This window comes from Streptomyces sp. NPDC002574 (genome assembly GCF_042889545.1).
In the GTDB taxonomy this organism is placed as follows: domain Bacteria; phylum Actinomycetota; class Actinomycetes; order Streptomycetales; family Streptomycetaceae; genus Actinacidiphila.
This window is the reverse complement of record NZ_JBIARB010000013.1, coordinates 233,099-250,025: the sequence shown is the minus strand read 5'-3', so window position 1 is coordinate 250,025 and position 16,927 is coordinate 233,099. Positions and strand designations below refer to the sequence as shown.

Here is a 16,927-nt window from a genome sequence, read left to right as displayed (position 1 = left end):
GCAAACGCGCGCGGGGCGCCCCCGGGATCCGGGGGCGCCCCGCGCGGGGCCTGGCGGCGGGATCGGGCCTAGGCGCCGCGCAGGGTGGCGCCGGTGCGCTCGGCCGCGACGGCGACCGCGGCGTCGCGGGCCGCGGAGGCCTCCTCCGCGGTCAGCGTGCGGTCGGGGGCGCGGAAGCGCAGCGAGTACGCGAGCGACTTCTTGCCCGCGCCGATCTGGTCGCCGGTGAAGACGTCGAACAGGCGCAGCGCCTCCAGGAGCCCGCCGGCGCCCGACCGCAGGGCGGTCTCGACCTCGGCGGCCGGGACGGAGGCGTCCACGACGAGCGCGACGTCCTGGGTGGCCACCGGGAAGGTGGACACCGTGGGGGCCGCCACGACGCCCGTCGAGGCGCGCTCCAGGCGGTCCAGGTCCAGCTCCATGGCGGCGGTCCCCTCGGGCAGGTGCATCGCCTTGATGACCCGGGGGTGCAGCTCGCCCGCGTTGCCGACGAGCACTTCCTCGCCGTCCACGACGGCCAGCAGCGCCGCGCAGCGGCCCGGGTGGAACGGGGCGTGCCGGTCCTGACGGACGATCAGCTCGACCCCGGCCTCGCGGGAGACGACCCGCCCGGCCTCGACCGCGTCGGCCCAGGTCGCGGGACGGCCCTGGCCCCACCAGCCGGACTGCTCGCGCGCGCCCGACAGGACGACGGCAACCCGGCGGGGCTGCCGCGGGAGGGCGGCGTCGAGCGCGGCGATCTCGGCGTCGGTGGGACGCCGGTCGACCGGCAGCCGCGGCGGCGCGGGCTCCTCGCCACTGGGGCGGAAGACCAGACCGGTCTCGAAGAGCGCGAGGTCGTGCGCGCCGCGCCCCACGTTGCGGCGCAGCGCGCCGAGCAGGCCGGGGAGCATGGTCGTGCGGAGCGCGGGCTCCTCGTCCGACAGCGGGTTGGCGAGCCGCACCGTGATGCGGCGCGGGTCGTCCGCGTCCAGACCGAGCTGGTCGAAGACGCCCTCACCGAGGAACGGGTAGTTCTGCACCTCGACGTAGCCCGCGCCGGCCAGCGCGCGGCCGACCCGGCGGCGCAGCTTCTGCGACTCGGTCAGCCCGCGGCCGGACGGCAGGTGCGGCAGCGTGGAGGGCAGGTTCTCGTAGCCCTCCAGCCGGATGACCTCCTCGGCGAGGTCGTTGGGGTCGCGCAGGTCGGGACGCCAGGAGGGCACGGTGACGATCAGCTCGTCGGACCCGTAGACGTCGCAGCCGACCTGCTGCAGCCGGCGCACGACCGTCTCGCGGCCGTACTCCATGCCCGCCACCTTGTCCGGGTGGTCGGCCGGGATGCCGATGGTGTGCGGCGCGGACGGCGCGGTGATCTCGGTGACGCCGGCCTCGGCGGTGCCGCCCGCGAGCAGTACCAGCAGGTCCACGGTGCGCTGCGCGGCGGCGGACGCGGCCTGCGGGTCCACACCGCGCTCGAAGCGCTTGGAGGCCTCGGAGGACAGCTTGTGGCGGCGCGCGGTACGGGCGATGGCGACCGGGTCGAAGTGCGCGGCCTCGATGACGACGTCCGTCGTCGTGGCGCCCGTCTCGTCGATCTCGGTGTTGGCGCCGCCCATGACACCGGCCAGGCCGATCGGCCCGCGGTTGTCGGTGATGACCAGGTCCTCGGGGTCCAGGACCCGGACCTGGCCGTCGAGCGTCGTCAGCTTCTCGCCGGGCTGCGCGCGGCGCACGCCGATCGCGCCTTCGACCCGGTGCCGGTCGTACGCGTGCAGGGGCTGGCCCAGCTCCAGCATCACGTAGTTGGTGACGTCGACCGCGAGCGAGATCGGCCGCATGCCGGCCTTCTGCAGGCGGCGCTGGAGCCACACCGGCGAAGCGGCCTCGGGGTCCAGCCCGGTGACGGTGCGCGCGGTGAAGCGGTCGCAGCCGGCGGGGTCGGCGACCCGCACCTCGTAGCCGTGCGAGTTGGGGCCGGGCACGTCGAGCAGCGCCGGGTCGCGCAGCGGCAGGCCGTAGGCGATGGCCGCCTCACGGGCGACGCCGCGCATCGACAGGCAGTAGCCGCGGTCGGGGGTGACCGCGATGTCCAGCACCTCGTCGACGAGCTCCAGCAGCTCGATCGCGTCGGAGCCGGCCTCGTGCTCCGGCGGCAGCACGATGATGCCGTGCGAGCCGTCGTCGCCCATGCCCAGCTCGGCGCCCGAGCAGATCATGCCGTGCGAGGTGCGGCCGTAGGTCTTGCGCGCGGAGATCTCGAAGTTCCCGGGCAGCACACCGCCGGGGAGGATGACGACGACCTTGTCGCCGACGGCGAAGTTGTTCGCGCCGCAGACGATCTCCTGCGGCTCGCCGGTGCCGTTGGCGATGCCGACGTCGACGGTGCAGAAGCGGATCGGCTTCTTGAAGCCCGTCAGCTCCTCGATGGTGAGCACCTTGCCGACCACCAGCGGGCCCTTGAGCCCGGCGCCGAGCTGCTCGACGGTCTCGACCTCGAGGCCGGCGGAAATGAGCTTGGCCTGGACGTCGCGGCCGGACTCGCCGGCGGGCAGGTCGACGTACTCCCGCAGCCAAGAAAGCGGGACCCGCATCAGATCTCCATCCCGAACGGAAGGGTGAAGCGCACGTCACCCTCGACGATGTCTCGCATGTCCTCGACGTTGTGACGGAACATCAGCATGCGCTCGATGCCGAAGCCGAAGGCGAAGCCGCTGTACTTCTTCGGGTCGACGCCGCAGGCGGTGAGCACCCGCGGGTTGACCATGCCGCAGCCGCCGAGCTCGATCCAGCCCTCGCTGCCGCAGGTGCGGCAGGGCCGGTCCGGGTTGCCGACGGACTCGCCGCGGCAGACGTAGCAGACCATGTCCATCTCGGCGGACGGCTCGGTGAACGGGAAGTAGTTCGGGCGGAGCCGGGTCGTGATGTCCGCGCCGAACAGCGACTGCACCATGTGGTCGAGGGTGCCCTTGAGGTCGGCCATGGTCAGGCCCTCGTCGACGGCGAGCAGCTCGACCTGGTTGAAGACCGGGGTGTGCGTCGCGTCGAGCTCGTCCGAGCGGTAGACCCGGCCGGGGCAGATCACGTAGACCGGCGCCTCGCGGCCGAGCAGCGAGCGGATCTGCACCGGGGAGGTGTGCGTGCGCAGCACGACACCGCTCTCCTCCGGGTCGGACCCGGCCGGCTTGTCGCCCTCGACGAAGAAGGTGTCCTGCATGGTCCGGGCCGGGTGGTCCGCCCAGATGTTGAGGGCGTCGAAGTTGAACCACTCGGTCTCGACCTCGGGGCCCTCGGCCACCTCGTAGCCCATGGCCACGAAGATGTCCTCGATCCGCTCGGAGAGGGTGGTCAGCGGGTGCCGGGCGCCGCGCGGGGTGCGGTCGTAGGGCAGCGTGACGTCCACTGCCTCCTCGACCAGCACGCGCTCGTCGCGCTCGTTCTCCAGCACCTCCTGGCGGGCCTTGAGCGCCTGGTTGACCGCACCGCGGGCCTGGCCGACGCGCTTGCCGGCCTCCGCCTTGGCGTGCGGCGGCAGCGCGCCGATCTCACGGTTGGCCAGGGCGAGCGGCGAGCGGTCCCCGGTGTGCGCCACCTTGACCTCGCGCAGCGCGTCGAGGTCGGCGGCTTCGGCGATCGCGGCGAGCGCCTCGTCACGCCGGCGCTCGATCTGTTCCGGTTTCAGTGCCTCGACCTCGACAGGGTCGTACGACTTGTTCGGTGCCGACATTTCTTCCCGTTCCGATGTGGGTGATGGCGTGGCCGACCTGCCTGCCCGACCGCTGAATGCCAAGGGTCGAGTCTATCGGGGCCACGGGGAAAGGCTGGTCACGCCCGTCGGGGCCGGTGGAATACCACGCTCGCTCAGGCCATGAAGGCCGGCGCCCCGACGGGCAGGATAAATCGGAACTGGGCGCCCTTGCCGGGCGCGCGGCCCACGATGATGGTGCCGCCGTGGGCCTCGACGATGCCCTTGACGATGTACAGCCCCAGGCCGGTGCCGCCGCGCTTGCTGCCCCGCCAGAAGCGGGTGAAGACGCGGTTCATGGATTCCTCCGGGATGCCTGGTCCCTCGTCGCTGACGGTCACCGCCGTGCCGGCCTGGTCCCGCTCGCGCGGGGTGTCCGCCGGACGGGGCGCCGCGGATACGTCAATGGTGACAGTTCCCTCGCCGTGACGCACGGCGTTTTCCAGCAGGTTCCCGAGGATCTGGTCGACCTTGTCGGGGTCGGCCCACAGGTCCGGGAGCGGTTGGGCCACCCGGACGAGGAAGCGGTCGGGCGACTCCCCTGCGGCGACGAGCGCGTCCACATGGCGCCGGATCGCGGCGACCATGTCGACCCGCTGGCGGCGCACCTCCAGCCGGCCGGAGTCGATGCGGGAGATGTCGAGCAGTTCGGCGATCAGCCGGGTCACGCGGTTGGCGTCGGCGTCGACGGTCTCCAGCATCAGCTTCTTCTGGTCCTCGGTGAAGCGTTCCCACTTCGCGAGCAGGGTGGCGGTGAACCCTTTGACCGAGGTGAGCGGGGAGCGCAGTTCGTGCGCGACGGTGGCGATCAGTTCGGCGTGGCTGCGCTCGGTGCGCCTCCGGGCCTCGGTGCCGCGCAGCGCGACGACCAGCCGGCGCACCGGTCCTGTGGGGTGGTCGCGGACGTAGCGGGCGGAGACCAGTACCTCGCGGCCGCCGGGCAGCAGCAGGTTGCGCTCGGGTTGTCCGGTACGGGTGGCCAGTCCCCCGTACGGCTCGGTGAGCTGCCACCAGCGGCGGCCGTCGAGGTCCTCCAGGGGCAGCGCCTGCTCGATCGGGAGGCCGAGGACCCGGGCGGGGTCGAGCGCGGTGATGCGGGCGGCGGCGGCGTTGAAGCAGACGACCAGGCCGCGCTCGTCGGCGACGACGAGACCGTCGGGCAGTTCGTCGGTCGTGATGCCGAACTCGGTCAGGACTGCGGTCCAGGCCGGCAGCGCGCGCGGCTCGGTTCCGTCGGTGGTCCTGACGTCCATCCCCGCAACCCCCTCTCCAGGGCGGTCCCCGGGGCGCCACCCTACTAGCTCATGGTTACCGTGCGGCACCCTCCGGGAGCACGCTGCGCCCGGGCGGAGGCGTAGAGGCACACAGCGGCGGCCGTCGCGAGGTTGAGGCTCTCGGCGCGGCCGTGGATGGGGACGCGCACCACCTCGTCCGCGAGTGCGCGGGTCTCCTCCGGCAGGCCCCACGCCTCGTTGCCGAAGATCCAGGCGGTGGGGCCGCCCATCGTGCCCTCGTCCAGCTCGGCGTCGAGGTCGCGCTCCCCCGCGCCGTCGGCGGCCAGCAGCCGCACGCCGGCCCCGCGCAGCCCGCCGACCACGGTCTCCATGGGCACGCCGACCGCCACCGGCAGATGGAAGAGGCTCCCGGCGGAGGCGCGCACGGCCTTGGGGTTGTAGAGGTCCACCGAGGCGTCGGTCAGTACGACCGCGTCGGCGCCGGCCGCGTCGGCGCAGCGCAGCACGGTGCCCGCGTTGCCGGGGTCGCGGACGTGGGCGAGGACGGCGACCAGCCGCGGCCGGGCACGCAGGATCTCCTCGAACGGGGTGTCCAGGAAGCGGCAGAGACCGATGACGCCCTGCGGGGTGACGGTGTCCGCCATCTCGGCGACGACCTCGTCGGTAGCGGTGAACACCGGCACGCCGGCGGCCCGGGCGGCGGCGACGATGCCGGCGTGGCGCTCCGCGGCCTCGGGGGTGACGTAGACCTCGACCAGATGGGCCAGCGCCTCGCGCACGGCCTGCGGTCCCTCGGCCAGGAAGCGGCGCTCCTTGCCGCGGAAGCTGCGCTTGGCGAGGCGGTGGGCCGCGACGACACGCGGGGATCGCAGGGATGTCAGCTCGGGGCCGGCCATGGGGGTGCACTCACTTCGGTCGGGTCTGGCGGGCTTGCGGGGGCGGTGGGCGACGCCGCCCCGGAACACACCTCGGACCCGCAGGCACGCGGCCTGCGGGTCCGGAAGAGCGTCGGGTCAGGCCGCCTTCGGGGCGTTGACGTCGCTCGGCAGGGCCTTCTGGGCCACCTCGACCAGCGTGGCGAACGCGTTGGCGTCGTTCACGGCCAGCTCCGCGAGGATCTTGCGGTCCACCTCGACGTTGGCGGCCTTCAGACCCTGGATGAAGCGGTTGTAGGTGATGCCGTTGGCGCGGGCAGCGGCGTTGATGCGCTGGATCCACAGCTGACGGAAGTCGCCCTTGCGCTTCTTGCGGTCGTTGTAGTTGTAGACGAGGGAGTGGGTGACCTGCTCCTTCGCCTTGCGGTACAGGCGGGAACGCTGGCCGCGGTAACCGCTGGCCTGCTCGAGGATCGCCCGGCGCTTCTTCTGGGCGTTGACTGCCCGCTTGACGCGTGCCACTTGATAACTCCTTTTGAGGGACCGCGGAAGTCGTCACACGGTCCGAAAGCGAATGGGTCCCGGTCCAGCAGCGCGCCCCCTGGTCGTAGGGGGCGGGCCGTCACTTGCCGAGAAGCTTCTTGATCTTCTTGGCGTCGGGCTTGGCCAGGACGACCGTGCCGGTCAGGGCGCGGGTCTTCGATGACGGCTTGTGCTCAAGCAGGTGGCGCTTGCCGGCGCGCTCGCGGATCACCTTGCCGGAGCCCGTGATCTTGAATCGCTTGCTCGCACCGCTGTGGGTCTTGTTCTTCGGCATGCGCCGTAGTCTCCTCGTCGCTGGCCCTCCCGCCCGCCCGGGGGCGGACGGAGAGCGTCAGTCCTTCATTCCTTGCCCGGAGCGGTGCTCCGGGCCCTGGCGTTGCCGCCGGACACCGGTCCGGTGGCCTCAGCCGGCGTCGGCGGGAGCGTCCTGCTGCTGCTCCTGCTGCTCACCGTGCTCGTCGTCGGTGTCGAACTCGTCGTCCGGGCTGCCCGGCAGGCGGCCGGCCTTGCGGGCGGCCTGTGCCTCGCGGGCCTCGGCCATCGCCTCGGTCTTCTTCTTGTGCGGACCGAGGACCATGATCATGTTGCGGCCGTCCTGCTTCGGCGAGGACTCCACGAAGCCCAGGTCCTGGACGTCGTCCGCGAGCCGCTGCAGCAGTCGGAAGCCCAGTTCCGGGCGCGACTGCTCACGACCGCGGAACATGATCGTGATCTTGACCTTGTCGCCCTGCTTGAGGAACCGGACGACGTGACCCTTTTTGGTGTCGTAGTCGTGCGGATCGATCTTCGGCCGGAGCTTCATCTCCTTGATGACCGTGTGCGCCTGGTTCTTGCGCGCTTCACGGGCCTTCATGGCCGACTCGTATTTGAACTTGCCGTAGTCCATGAGCTTGCAGACCGGCGGGCGTGCGTTCGCCGCCACCTCGACCAGGTCGAGGTCGTACTCCTGCGCAAGCTCCAGTGCCTTGGCAAGCGGCACGATGCCGACCTGCTCGCCACTGGGACCGACGAGTCGCACCTCGGGGACGCGAATCCGGTCGTTGATGCGGGGCTCGGCGCTGATGGGGCCTCCTCGGTAGCACCACGCGGCTGACTGGCCGACAGCCGCGTAACTGTGTCGTTGGTTCCGCCCGGAAGAAGGCGCAAAAAACGCCCCTAACGGGTCACAGGCGGGCTCCTCACAACCGGGAGCACCGCCGCGGTATTCCCCGCGGGGCGCGTCGGGCACCGCGTCCTCGTCGAGAACGCGTCGCCTGACCGGTGACCCGCCGACCTCGAGGGCCGGCAAGGTGGGAGATCGGAGCTCCACTTGTGGGCTGGCGTCCTCCGCGTCCATGGGCTCCACTGGGTGATGCTTTCGTGGGCCGCGCGTCGACGGAGGGGTGACCAGCCGGTCAATCGTCAAGCATACCAGCGATCGACCGCAGACCGTAATCGGACGACGTGGGCCTATCGTGTGAGGCATGAGTGACGCCACCTCCCAGCACGAGTCCCCCTCCGCGGACCGCCCCGACTTCGACACGATGACCCGCGACATCGCGGACGTCCCCGCGGTCGAGGTGATCACGACGGTCGCGGTGCACCTGATGAGCGCGGCGGCGGTGAACCTCGGCCTCGCGGAGGAGGGCGACCAGCACAAGGACCTCGACGAGGCGCGCAAGCTGATCACCTCCCTGGCCGGGCTGATCACGGCCGGCGCACCCGAGATCGGCTCCTACCACGCCGCCCCGCTGCGGGACGGCCTGAAGTCCCTGCAGCTCGCGTTCCGCGAGGCCTCCACCGTCCCGGACGCCCCGGGCGAGGGCCCCGGCGAGAAGTTCACCGGGCCGGTCCACGGCTAGTCACGGACGCACCGTCCACCGCGCGGCGCCGGCCCTCCGGGGGCGGCGCCGTCAGCGCGCGAAGAGGGGCTCGCCCGGCAGCGTCGCGCCGTCGGGCAGCAGCGCCAGTTCGATGCCGCGCACGAGCGCGCCGCGCAGCACCTCGTCGCCCGCCAGGGCGGCGGAGACGCGCTGCGCGACGCCGCGCACGTCGGCGGCGGGCGCCAGCACGATGCCCAGGGTGCCGTCCGAGCCGGCGGAGGGCACCATGTGGGCGCGCAGCACGTCCGGCTCACCGGCGACGGCCATGCGCAGGGCTTGGCGGACGGCCGGGTCGGCCAGCGGGTCCCCGCCGGCGCGGCCGGCGGCGACGGCCCGCAGTGCGGCGCCCGTCAGGGCGTAGGGGACGGGGCCGGCCATGTCGACCAGGAGCGTGTCGGCCTTCTCGTGGGCCAGGGCCTGCAGGGCCTGACCCAGCGGCACGGCCACCGGCCGGGCGTCCGCACGCCAGCGGGTGAGCGACGCGGTCGAGGTGAACGCGGGCAGGGCGCGACGGCCGTCGGCGGTCTCGATCGTGGGCACGGCCATGTCGCTGGTCTTCTCCCGGCGCAGTCCCCCGGGTCCCTCCTCGACCTCGCCCAGGAGCGCGACGACCGGCACCAGCACACGGGCGCCCGGCAGCGCGGCGAGCACCTCGTCCTCCGCCGACGGGTCGGCGCCGTACGCGGCGAGCGCGGCCGCCAGCCGGGGGTCGGCGGAGCCGTCGTCGTCGGGGAATCCGGAGTCCGGGATGTTCTTGAGAGCCACTCCCCGAGGGTAGCCGCAGGGCACGGGGCGATTGTTACCGGTCCTTAATCCCTCTCTCATGGCACACGCATGTTCGGTCCCTAATTTTCCCGGGCATGGCCCCCGAGACATCCACCCCGTGGCGGCGCCGGCTCGCCGGACGCCGTGACCGCTCCCGTACGCCTTCCGACCCCGGGGGCGGACGACCGGTCGGGATGGTGCGCGGGGTGGTGGCCGTCGCGGTCCTGACGACCGCGTCGCTGACCGCCGTGACGTACGTGTCCGCGGCGCAGCGGCACGTGGGGGCCGCGCCGGTCTCCGCGCGGCCGGGTAAGGCGACGCGGGACGTCGCGGCGGACGTGGTGTCGGGGGAACTGGAGAGGGAGTCGCGGGTGGACTTCGACACGGTGGTCGGCACGGCGCTGGCGGGCGTCACCGGTGACAGCGGCGCGCGGTACTCGGTCGCGATCGCGGACACCGCGTCGGGGAACAGCGCGGTGTACGGCCGGGGGGCGTACGACACGGCGAGCATCGTCAAGGTGGACATCCTCGCGACGCTGCTGCTCCGGGCGCAGGACGCCGGACGGCGGCTGACGTCGTACGAGCGGGCCCGGGCCGAGGTCATGATCGAGAACAGCGACAACGCGGCGGCACTGGAGCTGTGGCACCGCATCGGCCGGGCCGCCGGTCTCGACGCCGCCGACAAGCGACTGGGACTGACGGGGACGAGCGGCGGCAGCGGAGAGCTGTGGGGGCTGACACAGACCACCGCGGCGGATCAACTGACCCTGCTGCGGGCGGTGTTCGGCTCGGACGGGGCACTGGACGCGGCCTCGCGCGGCACCATACGCCAGTTGATGGGCCGGGTCTCGGTGGGCCAGGACTGGGGGGTGCCGAGCGCGGCCGACGGCGCCTTCGAGGTCAAGAACGGCTGGCTGCAGCGGAGTACGACCTCGCTGTGGGACATCAACAGCATCGGCCGGATCACCTCGGGCGGTCGCACCTGCCTCGTCGCCGTCGTCTCGCGCGGCAGCACGACCCGGGCCGGGGGAATCGCCCTGGTCGAGGACGCGGCCAAGGCGGCCGTGGCGGCGTTCACCAGGGCTGAGGGCGGCTCCGCCGCGTCGTGAACCGGGGCCGCAGCCACAGGGCCGAGGCAAGACCGACCAGGGCGGCGCCGCCGACGGCGAAGGCCGCCGCGATCCCGTCGCCGAAGGTGTGCCCGTCCGCGGCGGCCGTGGCACGGGCGGCGTCGGGACCCGAGCCGAAGTACTGCCGCGGGTAGCCGGCGGGGCTCGGGGTGAGGCCCTCCGGCTCGATGCGGGCCGCGGCCGCGAGGGCGGCCGCCGGGTCCACCAGCCCGTAGCCGAGCGCGTCGCTGCGTCCGCCGGGCGGGGCGTCCCGCGCGGTGTCCTCCAGCAGTCGTTTGACCTGGGCCGGGCTCAGCTCCGGATGGGCGGAGCGGATGAGCGCGGCAGTGCCGGAGACGTAGGCGGAGGCGGTGCTCGTGCCCCAGCCCTCGTAGTAGCGGCGGTTGGGGTCGGCGATGACCACGTCGACACCGGGCGCGGAGACGGCCGCGTACCAGCGCCGGGTGGAGAAGGCGGCGCGGGTGCCGTAGCGGTCGACGGCCGCGACGGCGATGACGCCCGGGTAGGCGGCCGGGTAGGAGGCCCGGTTCCCCTGCTCGCCGCCGTTGCCGGCGGAGGCCACCACCACCACGCCCTTGCGCAGGGCGTACTGGATGGCGTCGTCCTCCTGGGCCTCGGGGTGCGCGGTGCGGCTGTCGTCGCCGAGGGAGAGGTTGATGACGTCGGCGCCGTGGTCGGCAGCCCAGCGGATGCCCTCGGACAGGGCCCCGCCGCGGGTGGTGCGGGCCTTCTTGCGCTGCGGGTCCTTGTCCTCCAGGATCACGCGCACCGGAAGGATCTTGGCTTCCGGGGCGATGCCCATCACGCCGTCCGCGCCGTCGGGACCGTGACCGTGGCCCGCGATGATGCCCGCCATGCCGGTGCCGTGGCGGGCCCACGCGTCGTCCCCGCGGCCGTCGCCGAAGCCGATCAGGTCCTTGCCGGGCAGCACCTGTCCCGTCAGGTCGGGGTGCGAGTCGTCCACGCCCGTGTCCAGGACGGCGACGGTGACGCCGCGGCCCTTCGTCGTCCGCCACGCGTCCTGCGCGTGCAGGGCGTCCAGCGCCCAGTCCGCGTCCCGTACCGCGTCCGCGTGCGCCGGGGCGACCGGGACGAACGCGAGTCCTGCGGCCGCCACCACGCAGGCGGCCGTGCGCCGCAGCGCGCCGGTCCTCATCGCGCACCTCCCGACGGGGACGCCGTCAGCGACTGCGCGGCCTGCCGGGCCCGGGCCTCGACCGCGTCGGCGAGGGACTTGGCGTCATGGCCGAGGCCGGCCTGCGCGGGCGCCGCGGTGGCGCCGTCGGCGACGGCGGAGGCGACGGGCTGGGGGACGCCGGTCTCGCGGCCGTCGGCGAAGCCGCTGACCGCGTACACGACCACGGGCAGGTCGGCGGCCACGTCCACGGTCCAGGTGGCACGCTGCTTGTCGCCGAACCCGGCCGACACCGTGCCGGGGAAGGCGACCGGACGGGGCATCAGATCGGCGCGGGAGCCGAGGTGCTGGGCGGACCAGCGGTCGTGGAGCCGGCGCATGGCCGGGGCGTCGGCCGAGGTGACGAGGAGTCCGACCGTCGTGACCGCGCCCTCCGAGGCGTCGGTGTAGGTGGCGCGGAGCAGCTTCACACAGCCGACCGGTCGCAGCGTCTTGGCCAGCAGCGGGTCGAAGGCCTCGGCGCAGCCGCTCGGCGGGGCCACGCCGATCCGCGTCCAGGTGCGGTCGGCGCCGCCCGGACCGGCGCCGCGGCCGTCCAGCACGCGCGGGAAGAGTGCGTCGACGGGCGTGCTGTGCCACAGTGCGCGGGCCTGCGCGAACTGCCGTGCGCTGATCTGCGCCGCGGTGGGAGCGGGCGCGGTGGGCTCGTGGTTGATCCAGATGCCGGCCGCGGCGCCGCCGAGCAGTCCGAGGCCGAGCACCAGGCACAGAGCGGCGGCGGCAGCGCGCGGCCGGGCCTGCGCGGCATGGGCGGGGACGCCCGGCGGACGCGGGGGCGGGACGGGCGGGGGGACGGGCGAGGACCACGCGACGAGGGGCGAGTGGCCGGGCTGCGACGGCGCGGCGGCCCCCGGGTAGGCGGCTCCGACGGGGCCGGCCGCGGCGGGCGGCGGCCAGGTGGCGGTGGTGGGAGGTATCGGGCGCGGTGACCAGCTCGGCCGGGGGGTGGTGCCCCCGCTGTCGAAACCGGTGCTCACCCGGTGCCCCCTCACGGCCGGTTCGGACACGGCCTGTTCGCGCATTGGACCTGCGGCGTCACTCTACTGGTCGCGGCGGCCCGGCGCGGTGGGAGTCGGGATCACTTGCCCCTACCGCTCGGTAGGGGCATTCTGGCAAGCTGCGCGCATGTCTGATCGTGCAGCAGACCGGGCCCGCTACGACCGGGCCACGGCCGACCTCGACGCACCCGTGGCGGTCGTGGACCTCGAGGCGTTCGACGCCAACGCCGCCGACCTGGTACGACGAGCCGGGGGCAAGCCGATACGGGTGGCCTCCAAGTCCGTGCGCTGCCGGGCGCTGCTGGAGCGGGTGCTCGATCGCGAGGGCTTCGCGGGGATCATGTCGTTCACGCTGGCGGAGTCGGTGTGGCTGGCCCGCTCGGGCTTCGACGACGTCCTGCTCGCCTACCCGTCCGCGGACCGCGCCGGTTACGCGGAACTGGCCTCGGACCCGAAGCTGGCGTCGGCCGTCACGGTCATGGTGGACGACGTGGCCCAGCTGGACCTGATCGACTCCTCCCGCGCGGGCGGTTCCGAGATCGTGCGGGTCTGCCTGGAGATGGACACCGCGCTGCGGATGCTGGGCGGCCGCGTCCGCGTCGGCGCGCTGCGCTCCCCGCTGCACCGGCCCGCCCAACTGGCCGCGCTGGCGGGCGAGGTGGCCCGGCGACCCGGCTTCCGGCTGGTCGGGATCATGGCGTACGAGGGGCACGTGGCCGGGGTGGGCGACGCGATCGCGGGGCGTCCGCTGCGCTCACGGGCGGTACGGCTGATGCAGGCCCGGGCCCGCAAGGAGCTGGCGGCGCGCCGGGCCGCGGTCGTGCAGGCGGTACGGGAGGTCGTGCCGGGGCTGGAGTTCGTCAACGGCGGCGGCACGGGCAGTGTGCAGAGCACGGCCGCCGAGGACGCGGTGACGGAGATCGCGGCCGGGTCCGGGCTGTACGTGCCGCGGCTGTTCGACAACTACACCTCGTTCCGCGGCCGCCCGGCCGCGCTCTTCGCCCAGCCGGTCGTCCGGCGCCCGGGGGTCGGCGTGGTGACCGTGCTCGGCGGCGGCTACCCGGCCTCGGGCGCGGCGGGCGCGGACCGGCTGCCGGTGCCGTACCTGCCGGAGGGACTGCGCTACGACCCGCAGGAAGGACCGGGCGAGGTGCAGACGCCGCTGATCGGGGCGGCCGCGGACGATCTGCTGATCGGCGACAAGGTGTGGTTCCGGCACGCGAAGGCCGGCGAACTGTGCGAGCGCTTCGACGCGCTGAGCCTCGTGGAGGGCGACCGGGTCGTCGCGACGGTCCCGACCTACCGCGGCGAGGGCAAGACGTTCCTGTGAGGTCGCGGGCCCGCTCCCGTGCGCGCCGGGTCGCCGGAGCGCACGGAAGCGGGGCGGAGGCCGCGGGCGGACCGGTCAGATGCCCGTGCCGCCGCCGGAGCCCGCGGACTTGATGCCCTTGACGATCTCGTCCATGACGGAGAGCTCCGGCGCCTTGTCGTCGACGTCGAATCCGGAACGGATCAGGACGAGCCGCGCGGAGTCCATGGGCGAGGGGAAGACCAGCGACTGGACGTAACCGTCGTCGCCCTTCTGCGTGACGACCTTCCAGCGCACCAGGTAGCCCTGCTCGCCGGCGACCGTGACCTTCTGCGACAGCAGTTGGGTGTGCGAGGTGATGCCACCGTAGATCTTGCCGCCGTAGGACTCCTCGGCGTTGCCGGCGATGTCCTCCTTGGCCGCGGCCTCGGCGGTGGTGGACTTCAGCTTCACGGACGCGGCGGGCATGGAGAAGACGCCGCCGCGCACGCAGGTGTTCGAGGTGTCGCCGGGGCAGGTGTACTCGCCGACGGTGAGCTGCGCCAGCCCGTACCGGCTCGTGCCGCCCGTCCAGCCGTCGGGGACGGGCAGGCTGATGCCGTCCACGAGGTCCGTGGCGAAGCCGGGGTCGCTCTTGGGCACGTTCGACGGGCCGTCCCCGGGACCGCCGCCGAAGCCGCCGTCCGGGCCGTTGCCGCCGTCCCGGCCGGGGCCGGGGGCGGTGACCGAGGGGGCGGGCCGGGCGGAGTCCGCGCCGCTGTCGCTGCCCCTGGTCAGGGCGACGACACCGCCGACCACCGCGCCGGCCACCACGACCGCCGCGACGACGGCGATCGCGACGAGGGCGCCGCGGCGCTTGCGCGGAGGGGCCGGGAAGCCGGCCGGGTACTGCGGATAGCCCGGCGCCCCGGCGCCGAACGCCGGGGCGGGCACCTGGGCGCCGCGGGTGTACTCGGTCCAGTCGGACCCGTCCCACCAGCGCTCGAGTGCCGGGCCGTTTCCTGTCTGCCCGGGCTCTGGGTACCAGCCGGGCGGGGTCGTCATGGTCACGGCGTCACCCTAAGGCCAGGACCTTAAGATTCCCGTCAGACCACCGGTCACGGGGCGATCACGCGACTACAGAGGGGTCACGTACGCCCCGGCGATGCCTCCGTCGACCAGAAACTCGGAGCCGGTGATGAACGACGCGTCGTCGCTGGCGAGGAAGGCCACGGCGGCCGCGATCTCCTCCGCCTCGGCGAAGCGCCCGACGGGGATGTGCACCAGGCGGCGGGCGGCGCGCTCCGGGTCCTTGGCGAACAGTTCCCGCAGCAGCGGAGTGTTCACCGGTCCCGGGCACAGGGCGTTGACCCGGATGCCCTCGCGGGCGAACTGCACGCCCAGTTCGCGCGACATCGCCAGCACGCCGCCCTTGGAGGCGGTGTACGAGATCTGCGAGGTCGCCGCGCCCATGACGGCCACGAAGCTCGCGGTGTTGATGATCGAGCCCTTGCCCTGCCGCTGCATGTAGGGCAGTGCCGCCTTGCAGCACAGGTAGACCGAGGTGAGGTTGACCTCCTGCACACGGCGCCAGGCGTCGATGCCGGTGGTGAGGATCGAGTCGTCGTCGGGGGGCGAGATGCCCGCGTTGTTGAAGGCGACGTCGACCGACCCGTAGGTGTCGTACGCCGCCTGGAACAGCGCCTCGACCTGCCCGGCGTCGGTGACGTCGACCTCGACGAAGAGGCCGCCGACCTCCTCGGCGGCCGCCTTGCCCGCGTTCTGGTCGATGTCGCCGCACACCACGTGGGCGCCCTCGGAGGCCAGCCGGCGCGCCGAGGCCAGGCCGATGCCGCTGCCGGCGCCGGTGACCACCGCCGTCCGGCCCACCAGGCGGCGGCACACCGCTGCTTCTGCTTGCGTCATTGCCGGGATCACTCCTCCGTGCTGATGAAGACGTTCTTGGTCTCGGTGAAGGCGGCGAGCGCGTCGGGACCGAGCTCGCGCCCGAGTCCCGACTGCTTGAAGCCGCCGAACGGTGTCCAGTAGCGCACCGAGCTGTGGGAGTTGACCGACAGGTTGCCGGCCGCGGTGCCCCGGGCGAGCCGCAGGGCACGGCCGACGTCACGGGTCCAGATCGAGCCCGACAGGCCGTACGGGGTGGCGTTGGCCAGCCGCAGCGCGTCGGCCTCGTCCTCGAAGGGCAGGACGACGGCGACCGGCCCGAAGACCTCCTCCACCGCGACGCGCTCCCCCGGGCCGGCGGGGGCGAGCACGGTCGGCGGGTACCAGAAGCCCTTGCCCTCCGGGGCGGTGCCCCGGATCGCCGCGGGCGCCTCGGTGTCCACGTACTCCCGGACCCGGTCGCGCTGCACGGCGGAGATCAGCGGCCCCATGGCGGTCGAAGGGTCGGCGGGATCGCCGACGCCGACGGCGAGGACGGCGGGCTCCAGCAGTTCCATGAACCGGTCGTACGCCGTGCGCTGCACCAGGATGCGGGTACGGGCGCAGCAGTCCTGTCCGGCGTTGTCGAGGAAGGACATGGGAGCCGTCGCCGCCGCCTTCTCCAGGTCGGCGTCGGCGAAGACGATGTTGGGCGACTTGCCGCCGAGCTCGAGGGTGACCCGCTTGAGCGTGTCCGCGCCCGTGGCCATGATCTGCTTGCCGACCCGGGTCGAGCCGGTGAAGACGATCTTCGCCACGCCCGGGTGCTCCACCAGGGCCGCGCCCGCGACCGGGCCCTGCCCCGGCAGCACCTGGAAGAGGTGCTCCGGCAGCCCCGCCTCCAGCGCCAGCTCCGCGAGCCGCAGCGCGGTCAGCGGGGTGGTCTCGGCGGGCTTGAGCAGCACCGCGTTGCCCGCCGCGAGCGCGGGGGCGGTGCCCCAGGCGGCGATGGGCATCGGGAAGTTCCAGGGCGCGATGACCCCGACGACGCCCAGCGGTTCGAGGAAGGTGACGTCGATGCCGCCGGGGACCGGGATCTGACGTCCCATCAGGCGTTCCACCCCGCCCGCCGCGTACTCCAGCAGGTCGCGGACGTTGCCGGCCTCCCAGCGCGCGTTGCCGATCGTGTGGCCGGCCTCCCGCACCTCCAGGGCGGCCAGTTCTTCGGTGTGCGCGTCGACCACGGCCGCGAAGCGGCGCAGCAGCCGGGCCCGGTCCGCCGGGGCGAGCGCCGCCCAGCCGGTCTGGGCGCGGGCGGCGCGCGCGACGGCGGCGTCCACGTCCCCCCGACCGGCCGCGGGGACCATGGCGATCACCTCCTCGGTGGCCGGGTTGAGCACTTCCAGGGCGTCCAGCACATCGGGCACT

At 73.5% G+C, this 16,927-nt stretch carries 16 protein-coding genes; 3 read left to right on the top strand and 13 right to left on the bottom strand.

Going from position 1 to position 16,927, the window contains the following annotated elements:
- Positions 1-68 precede the first annotated feature (68 nt).
- The 7 genes from pheT to infC form a co-directional block, all read right to left on the bottom strand.
- Positions 69-2,573, bottom strand: a complete 2,505-nt coding sequence (gene pheT, locus ACFYXS_RS30160; protein ID WP_389253828.1) for a phenylalanine--tRNA ligase subunit beta — start codon at positions 2,571-2,573, stop codon at positions 69-71.
- The gene (gene pheS / locus ACFYXS_RS30155; RefSeq protein ID WP_389253826.1) at positions 2,573-3,706 is read right to left on the bottom strand and encodes a phenylalanine--tRNA ligase subunit alpha; all 1,134 of its coding nucleotides are present in this window, start codon (positions 3,704-3,706) and stop codon (positions 2,573-2,575) included. The genes pheT and pheS overlap by 1 nt, the downstream gene beginning before the upstream one ends.
- Before the next feature lie 134 nt (positions 3,707-3,840).
- Positions 3,841-4,977 (bottom strand): ATP-binding protein, encoded by a 1,137-nt coding sequence (locus tag ACFYXS_RS30150; protein WP_389253824.1) that lies wholly within the window; start codon positions 4,975-4,977, stop codon positions 3,841-3,843.
- A 44-nt stretch (positions 4,978-5,021) separates the two neighbouring features.
- Entirely contained in the window at positions 5,022-5,855 is an 834-nt protein-coding gene (locus tag ACFYXS_RS30145) for a TrmH family RNA methyltransferase (RefSeq protein WP_389253822.1), read from the bottom strand.
- A gap of 117 nt (positions 5,856-5,972) precedes the next feature.
- Positions 5,973-6,356, bottom strand: coding sequence for a 50S ribosomal protein L20 (rplT, locus tag ACFYXS_RS30140; protein ID WP_093739444.1), 384 nt, complete (start codon positions 6,354-6,356; stop codon positions 5,973-5,975).
- Between the two features lie 100 nt (positions 6,357-6,456).
- A complete protein-coding gene (gene rpmI, locus ACFYXS_RS30135; RefSeq protein ID WP_319662038.1) occupies positions 6,457-6,651 on the bottom strand; it encodes a 50S ribosomal protein L35 in 195 nt (64 codons plus the stop codon).
- 129 nt (positions 6,652-6,780) lie between these two features.
- Positions 6,781-7,440, bottom strand: coding sequence for a translation initiation factor IF-3 (gene infC, locus ACFYXS_RS30130; protein ID WP_389253940.1), 660 nt, complete (start codon positions 7,438-7,440; stop codon positions 6,781-6,783).
- Positions 7,441-7,840: 400 nt separating this feature from the next.
- Between infC and ACFYXS_RS30125 the strand changes: the two genes are divergently transcribed.
- The gene (locus ACFYXS_RS30125) at positions 7,841-8,218 is read left to right on the top strand and encodes a DUF1844 domain-containing protein (RefSeq protein WP_389253820.1); all 378 of its coding nucleotides are present in this window, start codon (positions 7,841-7,843) and stop codon (positions 8,216-8,218) included.
- Between the two features lie 51 nt (positions 8,219-8,269).
- Here the strand turns inward: ACFYXS_RS30125 and ACFYXS_RS30120 are convergent, their stop codons facing one another.
- Positions 8,270-9,004 (bottom strand): SseB family protein, encoded by a 735-nt coding sequence (locus ACFYXS_RS30120; RefSeq protein WP_389253818.1) that lies wholly within the window; start codon positions 9,002-9,004, stop codon positions 8,270-8,272.
- A gap of 95 nt (positions 9,005-9,099) precedes the next feature.
- Between ACFYXS_RS30120 and ACFYXS_RS30115 the strand changes: the two genes are divergently transcribed.
- On the top strand, positions 9,100-10,113 hold the full coding sequence (locus ACFYXS_RS30115; RefSeq protein ID WP_389253816.1) for a serine hydrolase: 1,014 nt from the start codon (positions 9,100-9,102) through the stop codon (positions 10,111-10,113).
- On the opposite strand, the gene mycP is transcribed toward ACFYXS_RS30115, so the two are convergent.
- Complete coding sequence (gene mycP, locus ACFYXS_RS30110) at positions 10,079-11,290, bottom strand: type VII secretion-associated serine protease mycosin (protein ID WP_389253814.1); 1,212 nt, start codon at positions 11,288-11,290, stop codon at positions 10,079-10,081. The genes ACFYXS_RS30115 and mycP overlap by 35 nt on opposite strands.
- Positions 11,287-12,306 carry a hypothetical protein gene (locus ACFYXS_RS30105; RefSeq protein ID WP_389253812.1) on the bottom strand — a complete coding sequence of 340 codons (1,020 nt, stop codon included), beginning with the start codon at positions 12,304-12,306 and terminating at the stop codon, positions 11,287-11,289. Before ACFYXS_RS30105 ends, mycP begins: the two co-directional genes overlap by 4 nt.
- A gap of 148 nt (positions 12,307-12,454) precedes the next feature.
- Here ACFYXS_RS30105 and ACFYXS_RS30100 point away from each other — a divergent pair, with 148 nt between their 5' ends.
- On the top strand, positions 12,455-13,657 hold the full coding sequence (locus ACFYXS_RS30100; protein WP_389253810.1) for an amino acid deaminase/aldolase: 1,203 nt from the start codon (positions 12,455-12,457) through the stop codon (positions 13,655-13,657).
- 75 nt (positions 13,658-13,732) lie between these two features.
- Here ACFYXS_RS30100 and ACFYXS_RS30095 read toward each other — a convergent pair whose 3' ends face one another.
- The 3 genes from ACFYXS_RS30095 to ACFYXS_RS30085 form a co-directional block, all read right to left on the bottom strand.
- Positions 13,733-14,680 (bottom strand): DUF2510 domain-containing protein, encoded by a 948-nt coding sequence (locus ACFYXS_RS30095; RefSeq protein WP_389253938.1) that lies wholly within the window; start codon positions 14,678-14,680, stop codon positions 13,733-13,735.
- Positions 14,681-14,752: 72 nt separating this feature from the next.
- Positions 14,753-15,541, bottom strand: a complete 789-nt coding sequence (locus tag ACFYXS_RS30090; RefSeq protein WP_389253808.1) for a 3-oxoacyl-ACP reductase — start codon at positions 15,539-15,541, stop codon at positions 14,753-14,755.
- A gap of 8 nt (positions 15,542-15,549) precedes the next feature.
- On the bottom strand, positions 15,550-16,917 hold the full coding sequence (locus ACFYXS_RS30085) for an aldehyde dehydrogenase family protein (RefSeq protein ID WP_389253936.1): 1,368 nt from the start codon (positions 16,915-16,917) through the stop codon (positions 15,550-15,552).
- Positions 16,918-16,927: the final 10 nt, after the last annotated feature.

Excerpts from the sequence above, each read along its gene's own strand:
- ACFYXS_RS30115 (WP_389253816.1), top strand. The coding sequence starts at position 9,100 with ATGGCCCCCGAGACATCCACCCCGTGGCGGCGCCGGCTCGCCGGACGC.
- ACFYXS_RS30150 (WP_389253824.1), bottom strand. The coding sequence starts at position 4,977 with ATGGACGTCAGGACCACCGACGGAACCGAGCCGCGCGCGCTGCCGGCC.
- ACFYXS_RS30095 (WP_389253938.1), bottom strand. The coding sequence starts at position 14,680 with ATGACGACCCCGCCCGGCTGGTACCCAGAGCCCGGGCAGACAGGAAAC.
- mycP (WP_389253814.1), bottom strand. The coding sequence starts at position 11,290 with ATGAGGACCGGCGCGCTGCGGCGCACGGCCGCCTGCGTGGTGGCGGCC.
- pheS (WP_389253826.1), bottom strand. The coding sequence starts at position 3,706 with ATGTCGGCACCGAACAAGTCGTACGACCCTGTCGAGGTCGAGGCACTG.
- rpmI (WP_319662038.1), bottom strand. The coding sequence starts at position 6,651 with ATGCCGAAGAACAAGACCCACAGCGGTGCGAGCAAGCGATTCAAGATC.
- ACFYXS_RS30125 (WP_389253820.1), top strand. The coding sequence starts at position 7,841 with ATGAGTGACGCCACCTCCCAGCACGAGTCCCCCTCCGCGGACCGCCCC.
- ACFYXS_RS30145 (WP_389253822.1), bottom strand. The coding sequence starts at position 5,855 with ATGGCCGGCCCCGAGCTGACATCCCTGCGATCCCCGCGTGTCGTCGCG.
- pheT (WP_389253828.1), bottom strand. The coding sequence starts at position 2,573 with ATGCGGGTCCCGCTTTCTTGGCTGCGGGAGTACGTCGACCTGCCCGCC.
- ACFYXS_RS30100 (WP_389253810.1), top strand. The coding sequence starts at position 12,455 with ATGTCTGATCGTGCAGCAGACCGGGCCCGCTACGACCGGGCCACGGCC.
- ACFYXS_RS30090 (WP_389253808.1), bottom strand. The coding sequence starts at position 15,541 with ATGACGCAAGCAGAAGCAGCGGTGTGCCGCCGCCTGGTGGGCCGGACG.